The 15659-nt window shown below is 60.2% G+C and carries 15 protein-coding genes and 2 pseudogenes; 9 read left to right on the top strand and 8 right to left on the bottom strand.

Annotated features, from left to right (window positions below; genetic code table 11):
• Positions 1-190: 190 nt before the first annotated feature.
• Complete coding sequence (locus HL657_RS11210; RefSeq protein WP_317296901.1) at positions 191-931, bottom strand: SDR family NAD(P)-dependent oxidoreductase; 741 nt, start codon at positions 929-931, stop codon at positions 191-193.
• A 251-nt stretch (positions 932-1182) separates the two neighbouring features.
• Positions 1183-2060: pseudogene (locus tag HL657_RS11205) on the bottom strand (IS5 family transposase).
• A 595-nt stretch (positions 2061-2655) separates the two neighbouring features.
• Here HL657_RS11205 and HL657_RS11200 point away from each other — a divergent pair.
• The 8 genes and pseudogenes from HL657_RS11200 to HL657_RS11170 all read left to right on the top strand — a co-directional run bounded on the left by HL657_RS11200 (position 2656) and on the right by HL657_RS11170 (position 9225).
• Complete coding sequence (locus tag HL657_RS11200) at positions 2656-4053, top strand: PAS domain S-box protein (protein WP_317296900.1); 1398 nt, start codon at positions 2656-2658, stop codon at positions 4051-4053.
• Between the two features lie 178 nt (positions 4054-4231).
• Positions 4232-5293, top strand: a complete 1062-nt coding sequence (locus tag HL657_RS11195; protein ID WP_317296899.1) for an NAD(P)-dependent alcohol dehydrogenase — start codon at positions 4232-4234, stop codon at positions 5291-5293.
• Positions 5293-6081 (top strand): SDR family NAD(P)-dependent oxidoreductase, encoded by a 789-nt coding sequence (locus tag HL657_RS11190; protein ID WP_317296898.1) that lies wholly within the window; start codon positions 5293-5295, stop codon positions 6079-6081. The genes HL657_RS11195 and HL657_RS11190 overlap by 1 nt, the downstream gene beginning before the upstream one ends.
• Before the next feature lie 57 nt (positions 6082-6138).
• The gene (gene npdG, locus HL657_RS11185; protein WP_317296897.1) at positions 6139-6828 is read left to right on the top strand and encodes an NADPH-dependent F420 reductase; all 690 of its coding nucleotides are present in this window, start codon (positions 6139-6141) and stop codon (positions 6826-6828) included.
• Between the two features lie 41 nt (positions 6829-6869).
• Positions 6870-7658 (top strand): SDR family oxidoreductase, encoded by a 789-nt coding sequence (locus HL657_RS11180; protein WP_317296896.1) that lies wholly within the window; start codon positions 6870-6872, stop codon positions 7656-7658.
• Between the two features lie 258 nt (positions 7659-7916).
• Positions 7917-8837: a zinc-binding dehydrogenase gene (locus HL657_RS11175; RefSeq protein ID WP_317296895.1), complete on the top strand. Its 921-nt coding sequence runs from the start codon at positions 7917-7919 to the stop codon at positions 8835-8837.
• A pseudogene (locus tag HL657_RS13460) lies at positions 8834-9055 on the top strand (SDR family NAD(P)-dependent oxidoreductase); the annotation flags it as partial. The gene HL657_RS11175 and the pseudogene HL657_RS13460, both read left to right, overlap by 4 nt.
• 23 nt (positions 9056-9078) lie before the next feature.
• Positions 9079-9225 (top strand): SDR family oxidoreductase, encoded by a 147-nt coding sequence (locus HL657_RS11170; RefSeq protein WP_317296894.1) that lies wholly within the window; start codon positions 9079-9081, stop codon positions 9223-9225.
• 120 nt (positions 9226-9345) lie between these two features.
• Here HL657_RS11170 and pfkA read toward each other — a convergent pair whose 3' ends face one another.
• The 5 genes from pfkA to HL657_RS11145 form a co-directional block, all read right to left on the bottom strand.
• Positions 9346-10317, bottom strand: coding sequence for a 6-phosphofructokinase (pfkA, locus tag HL657_RS11165; RefSeq protein ID WP_317296893.1), 972 nt, complete (start codon positions 10315-10317; stop codon positions 9346-9348).
• Positions 10314-11525, bottom strand: a complete 1212-nt coding sequence (locus HL657_RS11160; protein WP_317296892.1) for a phosphoglycerate kinase — start codon at positions 11523-11525, stop codon at positions 10314-10316. The genes pfkA and HL657_RS11160 overlap by 4 nt, the downstream gene beginning before the upstream one ends.
• 292 nt (positions 11526-11817) lie before the next feature.
• Complete coding sequence (locus tag HL657_RS11155; protein WP_317296891.1) at positions 11818-12207, bottom strand: PRC-barrel domain-containing protein; 390 nt, start codon at positions 12205-12207, stop codon at positions 11818-11820.
• 160 nt (positions 12208-12367) lie between these two features.
• Positions 12368-12616: a ChaB family protein gene (locus HL657_RS11150; RefSeq protein ID WP_317296890.1), complete on the bottom strand. Its 249-nt coding sequence runs from the start codon at positions 12614-12616 to the stop codon at positions 12368-12370.
• Positions 12617-12784: 168 nt separating this feature from the next.
• The gene (locus HL657_RS11145; protein WP_317296889.1) at positions 12785-13930 is read right to left on the bottom strand and encodes a PAS domain-containing protein; all 1146 of its coding nucleotides are present in this window, start codon (positions 13928-13930) and stop codon (positions 12785-12787) included.
• A gap of 192 nt (positions 13931-14122) precedes the next feature.
• Here HL657_RS11145 and HL657_RS11140 point away from each other — a divergent pair, with 192 nt between their 5' ends.
• Positions 14123-14893, top strand: a complete 771-nt coding sequence (locus HL657_RS11140) for a UbiA prenyltransferase family protein (protein ID WP_317296888.1) — start codon at positions 14123-14125, stop codon at positions 14891-14893.
• Here the strand turns inward: HL657_RS11140 and HL657_RS11135 are convergent.
• Entirely contained in the window at positions 14863-15612 is a 750-nt protein-coding gene (locus HL657_RS11135; RefSeq protein WP_317296887.1) for a helix-turn-helix transcriptional regulator, read from the bottom strand. The two genes, HL657_RS11140 and HL657_RS11135, sit on opposite strands and share 31 nt — an antisense overlap.
• Positions 15613-15659 lie beyond the last annotated feature (47 nt).

Raw genomic sequence — 15659 nt, 5'->3', positions numbered from 1 at the left:
GGCCGGCGCGGGCCGGTGTGCATGGCAGATCCGCCGGCCCCCAATCCTGCACCACCAGCGGCGCGCCGGTAAACCGATTAACCATCGAGTTCATTCCGATAAACGCCGTCTTGTCGCCCGTGTACGAGCGAGAAGAGGCTCCCCGGGTCTCAACGATTTACCCGAATGCTCAGTCCGATGCAACGGGTGACTATACTGCAGTGTACCCGCCGTCGACGAGCAGGCTGGTTCCGGTTATGTTCGAAGCGTCATCGCTCGCCAGGAACGTGACAGCCTTCGCCACCTCCATCGCCTTGCCCAGGCGTCCGAGCGGATGTAGTTTTTTCAGTTCCTCGTAGGCTTCCGGCGGAAGTGCCGCGAGGAGAGGCGTGTCTATATACCCGGGTGCAATGAAATTCGCGCGGATTCCCTGCGCCGCGTAGCTGGTGCCGACCGTCCGGGTCAGCATGGCGACGCCCCCTTTGGCAGCGGCGTATGCCGTGACACCCTGTTTGGCGACAAAACTATGAATGGACCCGGTATTCACGATGGCTCCTCCGTGACCCTGTTTCAGCATCTGCTGGACAGCATACTTGTCGCAGAGGAAGACTCCCTTCAGGTTTATGTCGAGAACCCTGTCCCATTCGTCAGTTTCCACTTCGTGAGGGTCACCCAGGCTGCCGACGCCGGAGTTGGCGACAAAGACATCCAGTCTCCCGAAGGCCTCTACGGTCTTCGCGACGAGATTCTTGACATCGTCTTCGTTGACAACGTCTGCCCGGATGAAGATTGCCTCTCCACCCGCTTCTTTTATCTCGTTCACGATTCTCGCGCCCTCTTTCTCGTTCCGGCCAGAGACGACGACCTTGCCGCCCTCGGCTGCCATGTCCTTCGCGCAGGCTTCACCGATACCGCTGGTGGATCCGGTGATAACACAGACTTTGTTTTCCATTCTTCCCATAATGGTTCCTCCGTGGCATTCTGTTCGAATGACGGTACTGGCAGACGCGCTCCTGGCCTTTATTGAGGTCGGTGATCCAGGCGCCACCGAATTTGAATTGGCTCCTGACGTTGAGCCCGATCAGGAGTGGGGTGTTCTTCTCGATGGTGCTCACGTGTTCGAGCGCGCCACAATCACCCTATTTCCTGCTGTGTTGCATAATATCTGCCGTGCCCCCCTGCCGGTCTCTGCTGGGCACTCGCTCAGGCCACCATGGCAATTAGCATATTGTAGCAGTTTATTTTCATCCTGACCTCACGGAACATCCCTTCCCGGGACGTCGCTTGCACTCCTTCGCCGAAGATCCGTTTGATGCTGGAGAAGGCTCCTTCAGCCTTCCATCGCATCCCGTAGGTGGTTATCCACGACCACATCCGATATCCTCCCCATCGGATCCGTTCTCTGACACACTCAGCCCGATAGGCTGATCCGGTCGAATGGGTTGCTGCATCCGCCCGGGTCTTGATCCCGGCGAGGAACCCTCGGTGTTCGAGGGCAGTGAAGAGCTCATTCCGATCATAGGCACCGTCGGCGAGCACCCGGTGTACCGGGTGCTCCTCGCCGCAGTGCTGCTGCACCTGGTCGAGGAGCGGGACGAACATTCGGTCGTCCTGCACGGATTCATCGGTGACCTCCAGGCCGAGGACCTGGTTGGTTTCGACGTCGATCATCGCATGGACCTTGATCCAGCCGCGCCGGACCTTCCACTTCTCCCGCATCCATTCGCCCCGGTTGGTGACCTTGATCCCGGTACTGTCAACGGCGATGACGACATCCTCAGCGAGGATCTTGGGCGTTACGTTGAGCGAGAGATCCAGGCGTTGGATCCGGCGGAAGAGGGTGGTATAGTCGGCTGCCCGGAGCGCGGGAATAAATGTCGCAAGCTTCCGGACAAATCCCTCCATCTGGCGATAGGGCATCTGCAGGAAGACGTGAACACAAGCCATCCACCCAATGAATGGTTCGGGATACTGGAACGGCCGACCACGCTTACCAGCGTTCATCCGGGCAAGGAGTTCATCCCACTGATCGATGAAGTCAAGCGAGAGATAGAATTCTCCACGCCGCACCAGCCGTTCATTATATATACTCCAGTCCCGAGTGTCGGGGTACGGGCGGCCCCAGCGTTCGTTCTTTGGCATGGATGACCGGCAGGGGCACCCGTCATCTTCACAGTTTTGGTCGGGAGACCGGAATTATTCAACACAGCACTATTTCCAGCAGTCTTATATGTGATGATCGATCTGCCTCCGGCATCACAGCGTGGTGGTGTATCCATAGTCATATCCGTGACCCCGCGAGCTATGCCCACAAGAATCCGACGCATCGAACTCAGACGCTCAGCGAGACCTGATGAGAATGCGTTATCGATGATAAGGCAAGGTAAGAGCGCCTTCGTCGCTAAGGTGCCGGGCCAGGGAGCGTTCGTTTTGCCTCCCGCTCCCCCTTCCCCGGCGGGAAAACGCGCCGTTCGGCGCACCCCAACCAGCCTCATGGCGCCGGGCCACGCCCCTGCCGGCAGACTGAACGTGTGGGTTTTACTCGAAGCACCCCCTTTCTTAGCCGAGGATCAAAAGGCGCAGACCTGGAGTACCGGCAGCTAGCGATCTCCCTCCGCAACACAGCACGCCCGGCAAAAAGTATTTGAGCGTGGAGAAGGAGACGATCTCCCACGAATGACGGACGTTGCGACCGGATACCAGGAGCAGTTCGGCCGGATCCTCGACCTGCTCGAAGAGCACGCGACGACAGGGCTGTCCGTGACGGCAGTCGCTCAGGAGCTCGGCATCACTCGCATCTCCGCCGCCAAATACCTCGAACTCCTTGCCGCGAACGGCGACGTCTGCATGGAACGGTTCGGCCAGAAGAAACTCTACCGGCGGTCGCAGCGCCTGCCCCTGCGTGAGATCTTCGAGCACTCCCCGAACGCGCTCGTGATCCTGGGCACCGACCTCCGGATCTGCATGGTGAACGCGAGTTTCATCGCCACCCTCGGTATCCGGCCGGGTCACAACCTGGCCGGTGTTCCGATCTTCGACCTCGATCTGCCGGTATTCTCTGATAGCTCGGTTCGGCGGAACATCGAGCGGATTCACCGGTCGGAGACCTATCTCGACGAGATACAACTGATCGATGAGCGAACGGATCGGATCTATCTTGTCAACTTCGCGCCGATCGTCTCGCAGACCGAGAGCCCGGAGATCCTGGTCACCCTCCGGGAGATCACCGCGTTGAGGAAGACTGAGATCGCCCTGAAGAACTCGGAACGGAAGATTACGACCCTCTTTCAGACAGTCCCGAGCGGGATCGTCATCTTCGCTGCTGATGGGTCTATCCTGAACGCCAACCCCGCCTCGCTCCGGATCCTCGGGCTGCGCGTCATCGAGCAGCTGAGTTCCGCGAGCATCTTCACCCTGGCCTGCTCTCCGGGAACGCTGGAATCGCTGATCCGGGCAGGGCAGGTGGCCGAGATCGAGCTCGCCTGTGACTTCGACCGCATGAAACTGGAGCAGATCCCGAGCACCAAGTCTGGCGTGGCGTACCTCAACGTGGTCTTCACCCCGATTCCGCGGGAGAACGGCGGCCCGCCAGACGAGTTCGCCATCCTCTTCAAGGATATCACGAGCGATCGGCGGGAACGCAAAGATCTGACCTTTCGGGAGACGCGGTACCGCTCGCTCTTCGAGAACGCTTGCAACGGCGTGATCGTTTATGGGGTGATCCGTGGCGGTGAGGGGTTCGTCTTTAACGACATCAACCGGGCGGCCGAGAAGATCCTCGGGCTCAAGAAGGAAGAACTGATCGGCCGGAATGTCTGGGATGTCTTCCCTGCGCTCGCCGACCCCGGGTTGTTGAAGGCCGTCCAACACGGCTTCGCCAGGGAGCGCCCGGTCTTCCTCCCGCCGCTCCAGTATCGGGAGGGAGACGACGTCTGGATCTGGCATTACCTCTTCAAGCTCCCCTCGGGCGAGCTCGCCTCTCTTATGATCGACGTCTCCACCGAGGTCCGCGACGGGAACGGCCCGCCGTCGAGTCCTGAGATTACTGATAATCAATGTTATGGGGCCCGCTGACCGAGCGAACCGCGCGGCACCGGCATAGTGTGGTGGTCGGGGTCCCGGGCGGAACTTGTTGGTGAGACGATCCCCTGGATTGTCTCCTATAATATAAATCCTGCACCTTAGTGGTTATCAGTAAAACGAACCTATAAGGGGCGTCGTACTCTTCTTTCCATTATATTCAGGTGACTGAATGAAAGGGTTAGCAAGAATAGGTAAAGACAAAATTGGATGGGTTGAGAAAGACAGACCCGTTGCCGGCCCGCGCGACGCTATTCTCAGGCCGCTGGCACTTGCTCCATGCACATCTGAGGTGCACATGATCTGGGGCGATATCGGCGATTACATGCCCACCGATCGTGTTGTAGGTCATGAAGCAGTCGGCATCGTCGACGAGGTGGGAAGCGAAGTCGGCGATTTCAAGCCCGGTGACCGGGTCATCGTTCCTGCGATCACGCCAAACTACCTGCGCACCCCATCGCAACGGGGGTTCGCCCAGCACTGTGACGGGATGTGCTCCGGCATGCCCTTCTGCATGGCAAAGGACGGTGTGTTTGCAGAGTATTTCCACGTCAATGACGCTGATGCTCAACTCACGCCGATTCCCGATGGAGTGAGCCTGGAACAGGCCCTCATGATCGGCGACATGATGACCACGGGTTTCTATGGTGCCGAACTGGCCAACGTTCAGCTGGGTTCCACGGTCGCCGTCTTCGGCATAGGGCCGGTCGGGCTGATGGCCGTAGCCGGCGCGCACCTGCTCGGGGCTGCACGGATCCTCGCTGTGGGAAGCCGGCCGAATGCGGTGAAGGTTGCCAGGGAATACGGGGCAACCGAGATCATCGACTACCATAACGGCGACACCGTTGCGCAGATCATGGGCCTGACCGACGGCAAAGGCGTGGACGCCGCGATCACGGCCGGCGGCGACGTCAGCACCATCGGCCAGGCGGTTGAGGTCCTGCAGCCCGGCGGCACGGTCGGGAATGTGAACGTCATGGAGCATGCTGAATCGATCCCGATCCCGCTCGGTGCGTGGGGAGGGGGGCTCGGCGACAAGACTATCAGAGGAGGACTATGCCCCGGCGGCAGGGCACGGATGGAGCGGCTGGCCGCCCTCGTCAGGTACGGCCGGATCGATCCGGGCAAACTGGTCACACACCGGTTCACGAACTTCGAGGACATCGAGGAAGCCCTGCTCCTGATGCACGAGAAGCCAAAGAACCTGATCAAGCCTGCAGTGATTCTGGAGTAATGAGAAACCAACGGAGAGAGTTAGTTATGGCGATGTTTGATTTACATGGGCGGGTTGCGGCCGTAACAGGAGCATCATCGGGTATCGGCGTGCAGATGGCAAAAGCTCTGGCGGGCCAGGGTGCGGATCTCGCCATCATGGCCCGGAGAAAGGAGAAACTGGACGAGGTCGCGGAGGAGATCCGCGCCCTCGGCGTCCGGTGCCTGGCGGTGCAGTGCGATGTCACGAGCACCGAGTCGATCAAGAACGCGGTCCGGGAGATCGTCGCCGAATACGGAAAAGTGGACATCCTGCTCAACAACGCGGGAAATGCCCACATGGCACCGTTCCTGGAGTACCCCGACGATGGCTGGGAATCGACGATCGCCGTAGACCTCACGGCCGTCTTCAAGGTGGCCCGCGAGTTCGCCAGAGTGATGGTCAAGAACAACTATGGCCGGATCATCAACACGGCCTCGATGTACGGCCTCGTCGGCGCCACGGCGTCGACGGTCGGCTACCAGGCGGCGAAGGGCGGCGTGGTCAACGTGACTCGCCAGATGGCGGTCGAACTGGCACAGTACAACATCACGGTGAACGCGATCTGCCCCGGGTTCTTCCCGACGCCGCTGACAAAGAGCGCGCTCGAGTCACCGGAGTGGAAGGCCTACGTGAAGGCCATGGTTCCGATGAACCGGAACGGGCGGGACGGTGAACTGAACGCAGCAGCCGTCTACCTCGCAAGCGACGAGGCAAGTTATACCACGGGCACGACCACGGTTGTGGACGGCGGATATACCTGTATGTAACGTATAGCGCAGTGAACACGAATCTGACAAATTGGTAAACAAATTGAGGTGAATGATATGACAACGATTGGAGTAATTGGTGGAACCGGTGGACAGGGTCTCGGGATCGCGACCCGGTTTGTCGAGGCGGGCGAAGATGTCATCATCGGCTCGAGGACGGTTGAGAAGGCCCAGGCGGCGGTGGACAAGGTGAAGGAGTTGCTCCCGGACGCCAGGAACGTCCGGGCCATGGCGAACCCCGACGCGGCGAAGGCAGCCGACGTCCTGGTCCTCACGGTGCCGCTTGCTGCCCAGAAGGACACCCTGCTCTCCATCAAGGAGGGTGCAGCCGGAAAGCCCCTGCTCGACGCGACCGGCCCGCTGGAGTCCTGCATCGGCGGGTCGGCGACGAAGTACATCGATCTTCCGGAGGGGTCCGCTGCAGAGCGGTCTCAGTCGATCCTGGCGGACGCGAAGGTGATCTGTGCGTTCAACAACATCTCCCAGACCTGGTTCATGCAGCTCGGCGAACCGATCGACTGCGACTGTCTTATCTGCGGCAACGACCAGGCGGCCAAGGACCTGGTGGCCCCGCTGATCGAGAAGATCCCCGGTGTCAAAGTCATCGACTGCGGCAAGCTCGAACGGGCCTGCATCATCGAGAAGATCACGCCGCTCCTGATCGGCCTCAACATCAAGAACAGGTGCCAGTTCGGCGGCATCCGGATCACCGGTCTCGACCGGATCAAGGCCTGCGAGACCAGGTAGGCCAACAAGGGCCGGGCCAGCTAAACGACGGAGAAATCATCATGGGAAGACTTGAAGGAAAAGTAGCGATTGTGACCGGAGCGAGCTCCGGGATGGGTGCGGCGATCACGAAGCGCTTTGCCGCGGAAGGCGCGAACGTCATCGCCATTGCACGGAGGAAGGAGAAACTCCAGGGCGTGATCGATGAGGTCACCGGGAAAGGCGGGACGGCCATCGCCGTCTCCGGCGACGTCTCAAAGGAAGAGGACGTCAAGAATGCCGTGAAGACCGCCGTTGATACGTTCGGCAAGCTTGATATCGTCGTCAACAACGCGGGCAGCCTGGACAGGGTGGCTCCGGTCGGAGACCTCGACGATAAGACGTGGGAGCAGGTCTTTGCCGTCAACGTCGACGGTCCGATGTACATGTTCCGCGCCGCGATCCCCGAGATGCTCAAGAACCCTGGCGACGCTGAGGGGCTCAACAAGGGCGCCTTCGTCACGGTCTCATCCATCGGAGGCACTCACGGCGGGCACAGCGGGGCTGCCTACACGGCGTCCAAGCACGCGAGCCTCGGGCTCGCAAAGAACACTGGCTACATGTACGCTAAGAAGGGCATCCGGTCCAACATCATCGCGCCCGGATACGTCGCAACCGAGATGGTGGAACTCTCCCAGACGACCCAGAGCCACCCTGAGGGGATGGAACTCGTCTCCGCCGGCGTCGGGGCCAACCCGCGTATGGGTAAGGCTGAAGAGATCGCGAACCTGGCCCTCTTCCTCGCGTCGGACGAGGCGAGCCTGGTCAACGGCGCAGTTGTCCCGGCGGATGCCGGCTGGTCTGCGTGGTAAAGTAGAGGAGACGAACACGCCCTGCCGGGCGGGCGCACGGGCTGGACCCCGCGCCCCGGCAACGGCAGGGACGGCCAGCATCTTCGCTCGAACCCGGGCGCCGGGGAACCGTCACGGGATGGGCTGACAACCGGGTGGGAATCATGACTGTTCAGGGTGCTGGCTCATGCGAGACTGCACATCCGGACAGGATGGAGTATCTGAAACGAGGAGAGTAGTATCATGAGAGGATGGGAATTTACCTACACACATAAACCGTTGAGACTGATTGAAAAACCCGACCCTGTTGCAAAACCGGGTTACGTCGCACTCGATGTAAAGGCCTGCGGGCTCTGCCATTCGGACGTCGGCGCACTGGAAGATGAGAAGTGGCTGGCGCTGATGAAGTACCCGCTCATCATCGGCCACGAGTATGCCGGCGTCATCACCGAGGTCGGCGAGGGCGTCACCGGATACAACGTGGGAGATAGAGTCGGCGTCTGCCCCATGCCCACCAAAGATGGATACGGCGGGGGATACGGCCGGGACGGCGGCTACGCCACGAAATCGACTGCTCCGGCCGAGATGCTGGTCCCGGTTCCCGATAACGTTTCTTTTGCCTACGCTGCCGCCGCTACCGACGCAGGAATGACGTCCCACCATGCAGTGGCCGTCGCGGGCGGTGCCGGGCCGGGTATAAACATGGGTATCATCGGCATCGGTGGCCTGGGCCAGATCGGCACCCGGGTCGCGGTCCTCAAGGGCGCCAACGTTTACGCGGCTTCCAGGAACCCCGCAGCACGGGAAGAGGCCATGAAACTCGGGTGCAAGGCTGCATACCCGACGATCGGCGAGGTCGCCGAGCACCACGATCTGGATGTCATCGTCGACTTTGCCGGCGCTGGCCAGACAACCGCAGACGCCCTGGAAGCGGTTGGCGTCAACGGCCGCATCGTCCTGGTCGGCATGGCGAAACTGGAGACCACCCTCAACACGATGCCCCTGATCACGAAAGAGGTTACAATCGTCGGCAGCCAGGGCGGCAACGTCGACGATATCGCCAGCATCTATAAGATGATGGCGTCAGGTGACCTCAAGCCGGACGTCACCGAGATCGGATTCGAGGAGATTGGTGAGGGTCTGGAGAAGTTAAAACAAGGCGGCGTTAAAGGCAGAATGGTCGCCATCATGGATAAATAAGGTCGGAATCTGTAAGGGATCTCTTTCCGCCAAACATAGCGTGTGTTACCACGAAACTGAAAAACAGGGTTGCCATCGTCACCAGAGTGAGCTCCGGGCCGGGTACGGCGATCACCCGGTGCCTTGCAAAGGAGGGCGCCAAGGTCATTGCCATTGCACGACAGAAAGAGAAACTGCAGAACGTGATCGACGAGATCACTGCCGCAGGCGGGACGGCGATCGCTGTCACGTTCATCCAGGGATGGAGCTTGCACTGGCGGGCGTGGGAGCCAACCCGCGCATGGGAAGACCCGACGAGATCGCGAGCCCGGCCCTCTTCCTCACCTCGGATGGAGCCAGGTTCGTGAACGGTGTGGTCGTCGCAGCCGACGCCGGGTGGGCCGCGTAGCGACTCACCCGTGTCTGGCTGAACTGAAGCACCGCGTCATTCTCACCCGATTAACTTCAACGTCCTACCCCTCCCCGTGGGGTTCAAGTGGCGGCTCCTCACGGGGAGGGAACTTCCCGCCTACTCCGAGAGGAACGGAAATGTCCGCCGCAAGTCCTCATCGAGCGGCTTCTTCTTCTGCCAGGTCTCTTCGAGCGGGGTGCACGTGAGGTCTCCACCGACCTCTCCCACCATGCATTCGCTCCGGCCCTCAATCAGCGCTTCGACGGCGGCGAAACCGAGGAGGCTCCCGAGCACCCGGTCGCGCAGCGTCGGCGGCCCGCCGCGCTGGAGATGCCCGAGGACGACGACGCGGGACTCGAAGTTGAGGCGCTCGCTGACCTCCCGGGCGATCTCAAAGGAGATGCCCGGCGTCTTTCCCTCCGCCACCACCACGATCGCACTCTTCTTCCCGATGGTGAACCCTTCCCGTATGCGCTCGCTGATCCGGGCGATCGAGATCTCTTCTTCCGGGATGACCAGCTCCTCGGCGCCGCCGGCGATGCCGCTCTCGAGCGCCAGGAACCCGGCTGTGCGCCCCATCACCTCGATGAAGAAGAGGCGCTCGTGTGACCGGGCCGTGTCGCGGATGCGGTCGATCGCCTCGACCGCACAGTTCGCTGCCGTATCGAACCCGATGCAGTAGTCGGTCCCGTAGACGTCGTTGTCGATGCTCCCCGGCACCCCCACGAGTGCCGCCGTATCTGTATCGGCCGCAAGCAGGCTTGCACCGTGGAACGTCCCCTCGCCCCCGATCAGGACGATGCCGTCGAGTCCCATCCGCTCGATGGCCGCCGCCGCCCGAAGCCTCCCCTCCCTGGTATAGAAGTCCGGGCTCCGGGAGGTCTCGAGGATGGTTCCCCCCAGGTGGATGGTGTTTCGGATCGCTTTCCGGTCGAGCGGCACCGTATCGCCGGCGATGAGCCCGGTATACCCCCGGCGTATCCCGACGACGGCAAGGTCGTGCGTGAGCGCGGTCCGCACCGCCGCCCGGATGCAGGCGTTCATCCCCGGGGCGTCGCCGCCGCTCGTCAGGATACCGATACGCCTCATGGCGTCCCCGCATCATCGAGCGCTATGACGCCCGGGAGCGGCTTTCCGGCAAGTATCGTCAGCGCGGCACCGCCACCCGTCGAGACGTGGGTCATCTGGTCGGCAAGCCCGAACCGCACCACCGCATCCGTGGTCGAACCGCCGCCGACGATCGTGGTGCCACGGAGGTTGGCGAGGGCTGCGGCGACCCGGCGCGTCCCTTCTGCAAACTCCGGGATCTCGAAGACGCCCATCGGGCCGTTCCAGACGACGGTCCGCGAGCCTGCAATTTCGTGAGAGAAATCGTCGGCAGCCCCCGGCCCGATATCCGCGATGACCAGGCCGTCCGGGACCTCTGTCGCAGGCACGGTCCGTATCGGGATGCCTGCCTCCAGTCTCTCCGCGACGACGACGTCCCGGGGCAGGAGGAGGCGGACACCGCGCGCCATCGCCTTCGCGGAGATCTCCCTGACGGCGTCCAGGCTGTCGGTCTCGACGTGTGACGCGCCGGTCCCGTACCCCTGGCTCGCAAGGAACGTCGCCGCCATGCCTCCCCCGATTATGAGGGCGTCCACCCGGGGGATGATGTTCTCGAGGACCTCAAGTTTGTCGCTCACCTTGGCCCCACCGATCACGGCGGCGAACGGCCGTTCGGGAGCTTCCAGGATACGCGTAAACGCGCCGATCTCCCTCTCCAGCAGGAGCCCGGCCACCGCCGGCAGGTGCTCCGGGACGCCCACAACCGACGCATGGGCCCTGTGGGAGGCTCCGAAGGCGTCGTTGACATAGATCTCCGCAAGGCTGGCGAGTTCCTCCGCAAAGGTCGGGTCGTCTTTCTTCTCCTCCGGGTGGAATCGGAGGTTCTCGAGGAGAACGACATCCCCGTCGTCCATCGCCGCGACCGCGCTCTCCACCTCCGGCCCGACGCAGTCCCGGAGCGCGACGACCGGCTGGTCGAGCAGTGCGGTGAGCCGGTTTGCCACGAGGGTGAGGCGCAACCGCTCCACGACCCCGCCCTGCGGCCGGCCCAGGTGGGAGCAGAGGATGACCCGCGCATCCCGATCGCAGAGGTAGCGTATTGTCGGCAGGCTTGCCCGGATGCGGGTATCATCGGCAATGGCGCCGTCCTCGTCGAGCGGTACGTTGAAATCGGCACGGACGAGCACCCGCTTACCCCTCACGTCAATCTCCCGGACGGTCTTCTTCCGTCTTGCTAGCACGTTCTGCATACCTGCATACCCCCGGAGCAGCGGAGAACAGCGGACGCATCCGCGCCGGGTGCGTCGAAGATAGCCGCCATCCGGCTTCCTGCGGTCTTTTGCCGTTCCCCGCTAAATTACGGTGTCGCAGTGCATGCGTGCATTGGCATATATAGTGTTCGCCGCGGTGTCCCGGTAGAGCATCACCGCCGCTGCCGGACCCTGCAGATGCTCTCCGGTCAAGATCCCTAAAAAATTGTCGCCGGCCCCCCGGACCCCTGTATGGCCGGCGGCCAGTCTGATCCCTGCTCTCCCGGACGTCTCACCGCTCCATGCGGCGCTCCCAGTACGGTGTGTAGCCGTAGTGGCTGTACAGCCCGGTGAGCCACTCGCGTTCGGCGGTCGTCGGCCAGTTGTCTTTGTCGAAGCCCGGCGCATTCTCCAGCCGCTCTTTGGGCACGTCCAGGACAAAAGAGTCGTCGGCCGCGTTGTACCGCAGAGCCTCCCAGGGGATGGCGAAGAGCTTGTCGCCGAGCCCCATGAACCCCCCGAACGAGAGTGCGGCGTAGGCGATACAACCTTCGCTGGTATCGAGCACCACGTCCTTGATGGTCCCGAGGTCTTCACCCTGCGGGTTCCTGACCTGATAATCCGCAATATCTTTTCCCCGTATAATGTTCTGTGCCCTTACCTCTGTAGCAGCTCCTCTCATATGCATCACATCTCCAGGATTGTGGAACGTCCTGTCCCACGGCAAGAGAGTCAATACTGGCCGGGCAGTATTTAATTCTTGTGACAATATAATAATCCGATTATGCGGGGGATCGCCCTCCGGGATATGCAGCCGGAAGCGGCATTGCCCGGAGCAGGGCCTACTGCTTCGCTTCTTCCTTCCTTCTCCACTCACCGCCCGGCCCCTTCTCGTAGACCCGCTCCACCGCTGCCCAGGCGACCTTGTGGGCAACCTCCTCGCGCGACTCCCGGGGCTCTCGCCGCTCCGAGGGGTCGGCATACTGCTCCCAGGCGCTGTTGAACGCTTCACGGTAGATCTCCTGGCCGTGATCGGGAAGGAGATCCCTCACCATTTGGGGCAGGTCTTCATTGCTTGCATAATACGGCATACACGCACCCGTTCCAGTGTGCCCGGGGTATGGGCGAATATAAAAGTGTTTCAGGATCGTGGGTCGAGGAGACCCCTGACTTCAGTCGGGGGTAGTTGACGTATCCGTAGGCGAATCGGGCCGGCACGACGTACCGTCGGCCGAACCGGACCGGGTATGCGTGCTCTCCTATTGAGCGCCGTCTCCGAGGTGATAGTGCTTGCGCAGGTACTGCCTGACGCTCAGCGATGCGACGTACTCCCGGTCCAGTTCAGTAACGATTTCATCGATGATCAGCGCCTGTTCGGAGATCTTCCGGGCGACCTCGCCGCCCTGCAGGTCGGCAAGACCGACGATGACGGCGAGCGGGTTCCTGATGCGATCGCCAAGGCATGCGAGCTGCTCAGTGTTCCGGTCGAGCTGTGAACAGGCTTCCCGCCAAAGGTGTTCATCGGTTTTTTTATGCGCAACCGCGATGATCCCGGTGAGGTTGCCCTCACCGTCATCGACGGGTGAGAAACCAAAGATTACGGTAACCGGTTGATTCTGCGCATCCATGAGAACCGCTTCCATCCCGCGTACCCCTCCGGCCGGACGGGAGCCCCCTGCCGATCCTCTGGAGACGCAATTCAGGAAGCAAGCTTTCTGGAATTCTGCAACAGAATCCCGGTCCATTATGGAAGAGAGGTGTTTTCCTGCAAGATCATCCTGATTATGCCCAAGGAGCCCCTTCACCGAGGAGCTTATCGATGTTATCGTAAGGCCGCGATCGAGGGATATGATCAGGTCGGAAGAGAAACCCATCAGGAAATCATATCGCTGCCGGTGCTCCTGAAGGCTCGCCTCCGACCTGTTTGAGACCTGGTTGAGGCGGTAGGTATCCAGGCGCGCACCCCGGCCCGGCCCGGCAGGGATTACGGTGCTCGAGTACTCCACCCGGGCCTTGTTCGCTGGAGCGCGGGACATGCAGTATTGTCTTGCCGGAATATTTTCGCAAAAGAAGCAGGATACGATGAAATCTTCTTTTAGACGTTCGCCGTCCAGCAGATTCGGGGTGATGCAAAAGGAGATGAACTCAACGGCGTTCATGCCGATCGTCTCATATCCACTTATTCCGAAGAGATCCTCCATGGCTTTGTTCATCCCGGCAACGGTCTGATCCGGGCCGATCAGCACGATCCCATCCTCCTGACAGTCAACCAGCAGCGCCAGAAGGTTCCGGGTAGATACCGTAGTGTGGGAATCATCCTGCGCGTGGCAGTTTCCGCGATAAAGCAGTGCCGCGACCACCTGCTCTTGTTCTGACTTCTGCTTACCGGTTCTGTGACAACTCATACTCGTCGCCCTGGAATAAGGCACCTGAGCCCCGATGTATACATTAAAAATAACCTGTATAAATGGCTTTCTTACGGTTTCTCAGAATATATGCAGGTATTTTGCAAAAAAACAGTGTTATTGGATCTCTACAGTGGTACTGTACAGTTTCCGTCAGAATGTAATATTTCCCTCTCCTCGATCGTGTACAGTATGCAAGCGCAAGATCTTATTGTCTCGATACTTGTGGTTACGCTCTCAGGAGCCCTCAAACTACAATTCGCGTATGGTTTCCTCGGGGATCACGTGCCGATCACCGAATTTGCCGCCGCGGCACTCATTGCATACGCAGCCTACGCATTCGATCGCGGCGTGGAGAATAAAGAGGATGAGAAACGGGGAAGCCGGTTCAGGAAGACACTCCTGGTGACGGCACTCATCGCCACAGTCGGCGCATTCGTCTTCTACCCGAACCCTGCCCTTATCATCCCGTTCCTCGTTGCGTATCTCTATGCCAAGGGCATCGGGGGATACAGGCTGAAGGGGAGCAGGGGGATGAAAAATTGCATCGTCGCTCTCACCTGGTCGCTTGGCATCCTGATATTCCTCGGCACCTTCAGTCTGCCGGTCATGCTGGTCTGTCTCTTCTTCTTCTGTAAAAGCTTTGTCAATACGGTCATCTATGATGTCCGTGATGTTGATAAGGACCGATCGGCGGGTATCCTGACGATCCCGACAGCCCTCTCCCGGACGCAGGTCACCGCCCTGCTGCTCGGTCTCAGCCTCGCCGCGCATGCGGCGGTCTTTGGAGCGTACTTTACAGGCATTATCACCGGCATCGATGTTCTGCTTATCAGTTCGATACACAGCGCCTTCTATATCGTCGCCTACTGCAACCGGTTTGAGATGTTTCGGAACGCCCTCGTCGACGGAGAATGGATACTCTATACCGGCTATACAATTCTGCGCGATTGCGTCCTGTAGTGCTGGATAAGGTCCTTTCCAAACTTTATTGCTGCTGGAGATGTTGCGATGAGGTCACGGGTGAAATCATAACTTCCCGACTTGTAGAAGAATCCGATCGAGAGGAAGGTGTCCGTGACGGTGGCAGCGATCCCGGGAGATTCTGAGGTGAGGTAGATCTCAAGATTATCATAGTTCCCGAGCGGATAAGTCGAGATGATATCGAAGACTTCCTGCGTGACCACGAGAGAGATCGTATCGACGCTCTCCGCCAGGCCCTTGAAGAACTCGGGGTAATCAGGGAAGAGAATCGGAGAGACGCCGTAAATCTCCCGGGTATCCTTCAGATAGTCGGTGAATATGCGGTGCGGTTTTAGGATGTCGGATGGCTCCGAGGCGATGATCCTGCCGTCGCCGATCTCGCAGAGACGGAGAGCAAACTCATTTGGAAATACGATGGCATGGTCCGGAAAAGCCTCATAGAGCATATGAAGGGCACTGATACTCTCCTTGAACCGCTCAAAGATGATGAGGTTGGTATGCCCCCTATCGGTCAGCGAGACTTCGCCGTCAGCCTCCCTGACGAACCCTACCTTCTTGAGGTAATTGACGGTAAACGCGTAGGTTGAGGAGGGGATATGCCGCTTTATCTCATCTTTTGACTCCTGCCGCAAAAGTGCATCCAGAACCTCGATCCGGCGCTCACTCGAAAAGATCCGCATGAAATCGGTGATTTTCATGTACTTACTCATAGTTCGTCGGTAGCGTCAGATTAATCTTGTTCTTT

It is taken from the genome of Methanoculleus nereidis, assembly GCF_032944295.1.
In the GTDB taxonomy this organism is placed as follows: domain Archaea; phylum Halobacteriota; class Methanomicrobia; order Methanomicrobiales; family Methanoculleaceae; genus Methanoculleus; species Methanoculleus nereidis.
This window is presented reverse-complemented; position numbering and strand designations above follow the sequence as displayed.

Excerpts from the sequence above, each read along its gene's own strand:
- pfkA (WP_317296893.1), bottom strand. The coding sequence starts at position 10,317 with ATGAGGCGTATCGGTATCCTGACGAGCGGCGGCGACGCCCCGGGGATG.
- HL657_RS11135 (WP_317296887.1), bottom strand. The coding sequence starts at position 15,612 with ATGAAAATCACCGATTTCATGCGGATCTTTTCGAGTGAGCGCCGGATC.
- HL657_RS11200 (WP_317296900.1), top strand. The coding sequence starts at position 2,656 with ATGACGGACGTTGCGACCGGATACCAGGAGCAGTTCGGCCGGATCCTC.
- npdG (WP_317296897.1), top strand. The coding sequence starts at position 6,139 with ATGACAACGATTGGAGTAATTGGTGGAACCGGTGGACAGGGTCTCGGG.
- HL657_RS11150 (WP_317296890.1), bottom strand. The coding sequence starts at position 12,616 with ATGCCGTATTATGCAAGCAATGAAGACCTGCCCCAAATGGTGAGGGAT.
- HL657_RS11190 (WP_317296898.1), top strand. The coding sequence starts at position 5,293 with ATGAGAAACCAACGGAGAGAGTTAGTTATGGCGATGTTTGATTTACAT.
- HL657_RS11210 (WP_317296901.1), bottom strand. The coding sequence starts at position 931 with ATGGAAAACAAAGTCTGTGTTATCACCGGATCCACCAGCGGTATCGGT.
- HL657_RS11140 (WP_317296888.1), top strand. The coding sequence starts at position 14,123 with ATGCAAGCGCAAGATCTTATTGTCTCGATACTTGTGGTTACGCTCTCA.
- HL657_RS11180 (WP_317296896.1), top strand. The coding sequence starts at position 6,870 with ATGGGAAGACTTGAAGGAAAAGTAGCGATTGTGACCGGAGCGAGCTCC.
- HL657_RS11170 (WP_317296894.1), top strand. The coding sequence starts at position 9,079 with ATGGAGCTTGCACTGGCGGGCGTGGGAGCCAACCCGCGCATGGGAAGA.
- HL657_RS11155 (WP_317296891.1), bottom strand. The coding sequence starts at position 12,207 with ATGAGAGGAGCTGCTACAGAGGTAAGGGCACAGAACATTATACGGGGA.
- HL657_RS11195 (WP_317296899.1), top strand. The coding sequence starts at position 4,232 with ATGAAAGGGTTAGCAAGAATAGGTAAAGACAAAATTGGATGGGTTGAG.
- HL657_RS11160 (WP_317296892.1), bottom strand. The coding sequence starts at position 11,525 with ATGCAGAACGTGCTAGCAAGACGGAAGAAGACCGTCCGGGAGATTGAC.
- HL657_RS11145 (WP_317296889.1), bottom strand. The coding sequence starts at position 13,930 with ATGAGTTGTCACAGAACCGGTAAGCAGAAGTCAGAACAAGAGCAGGTG.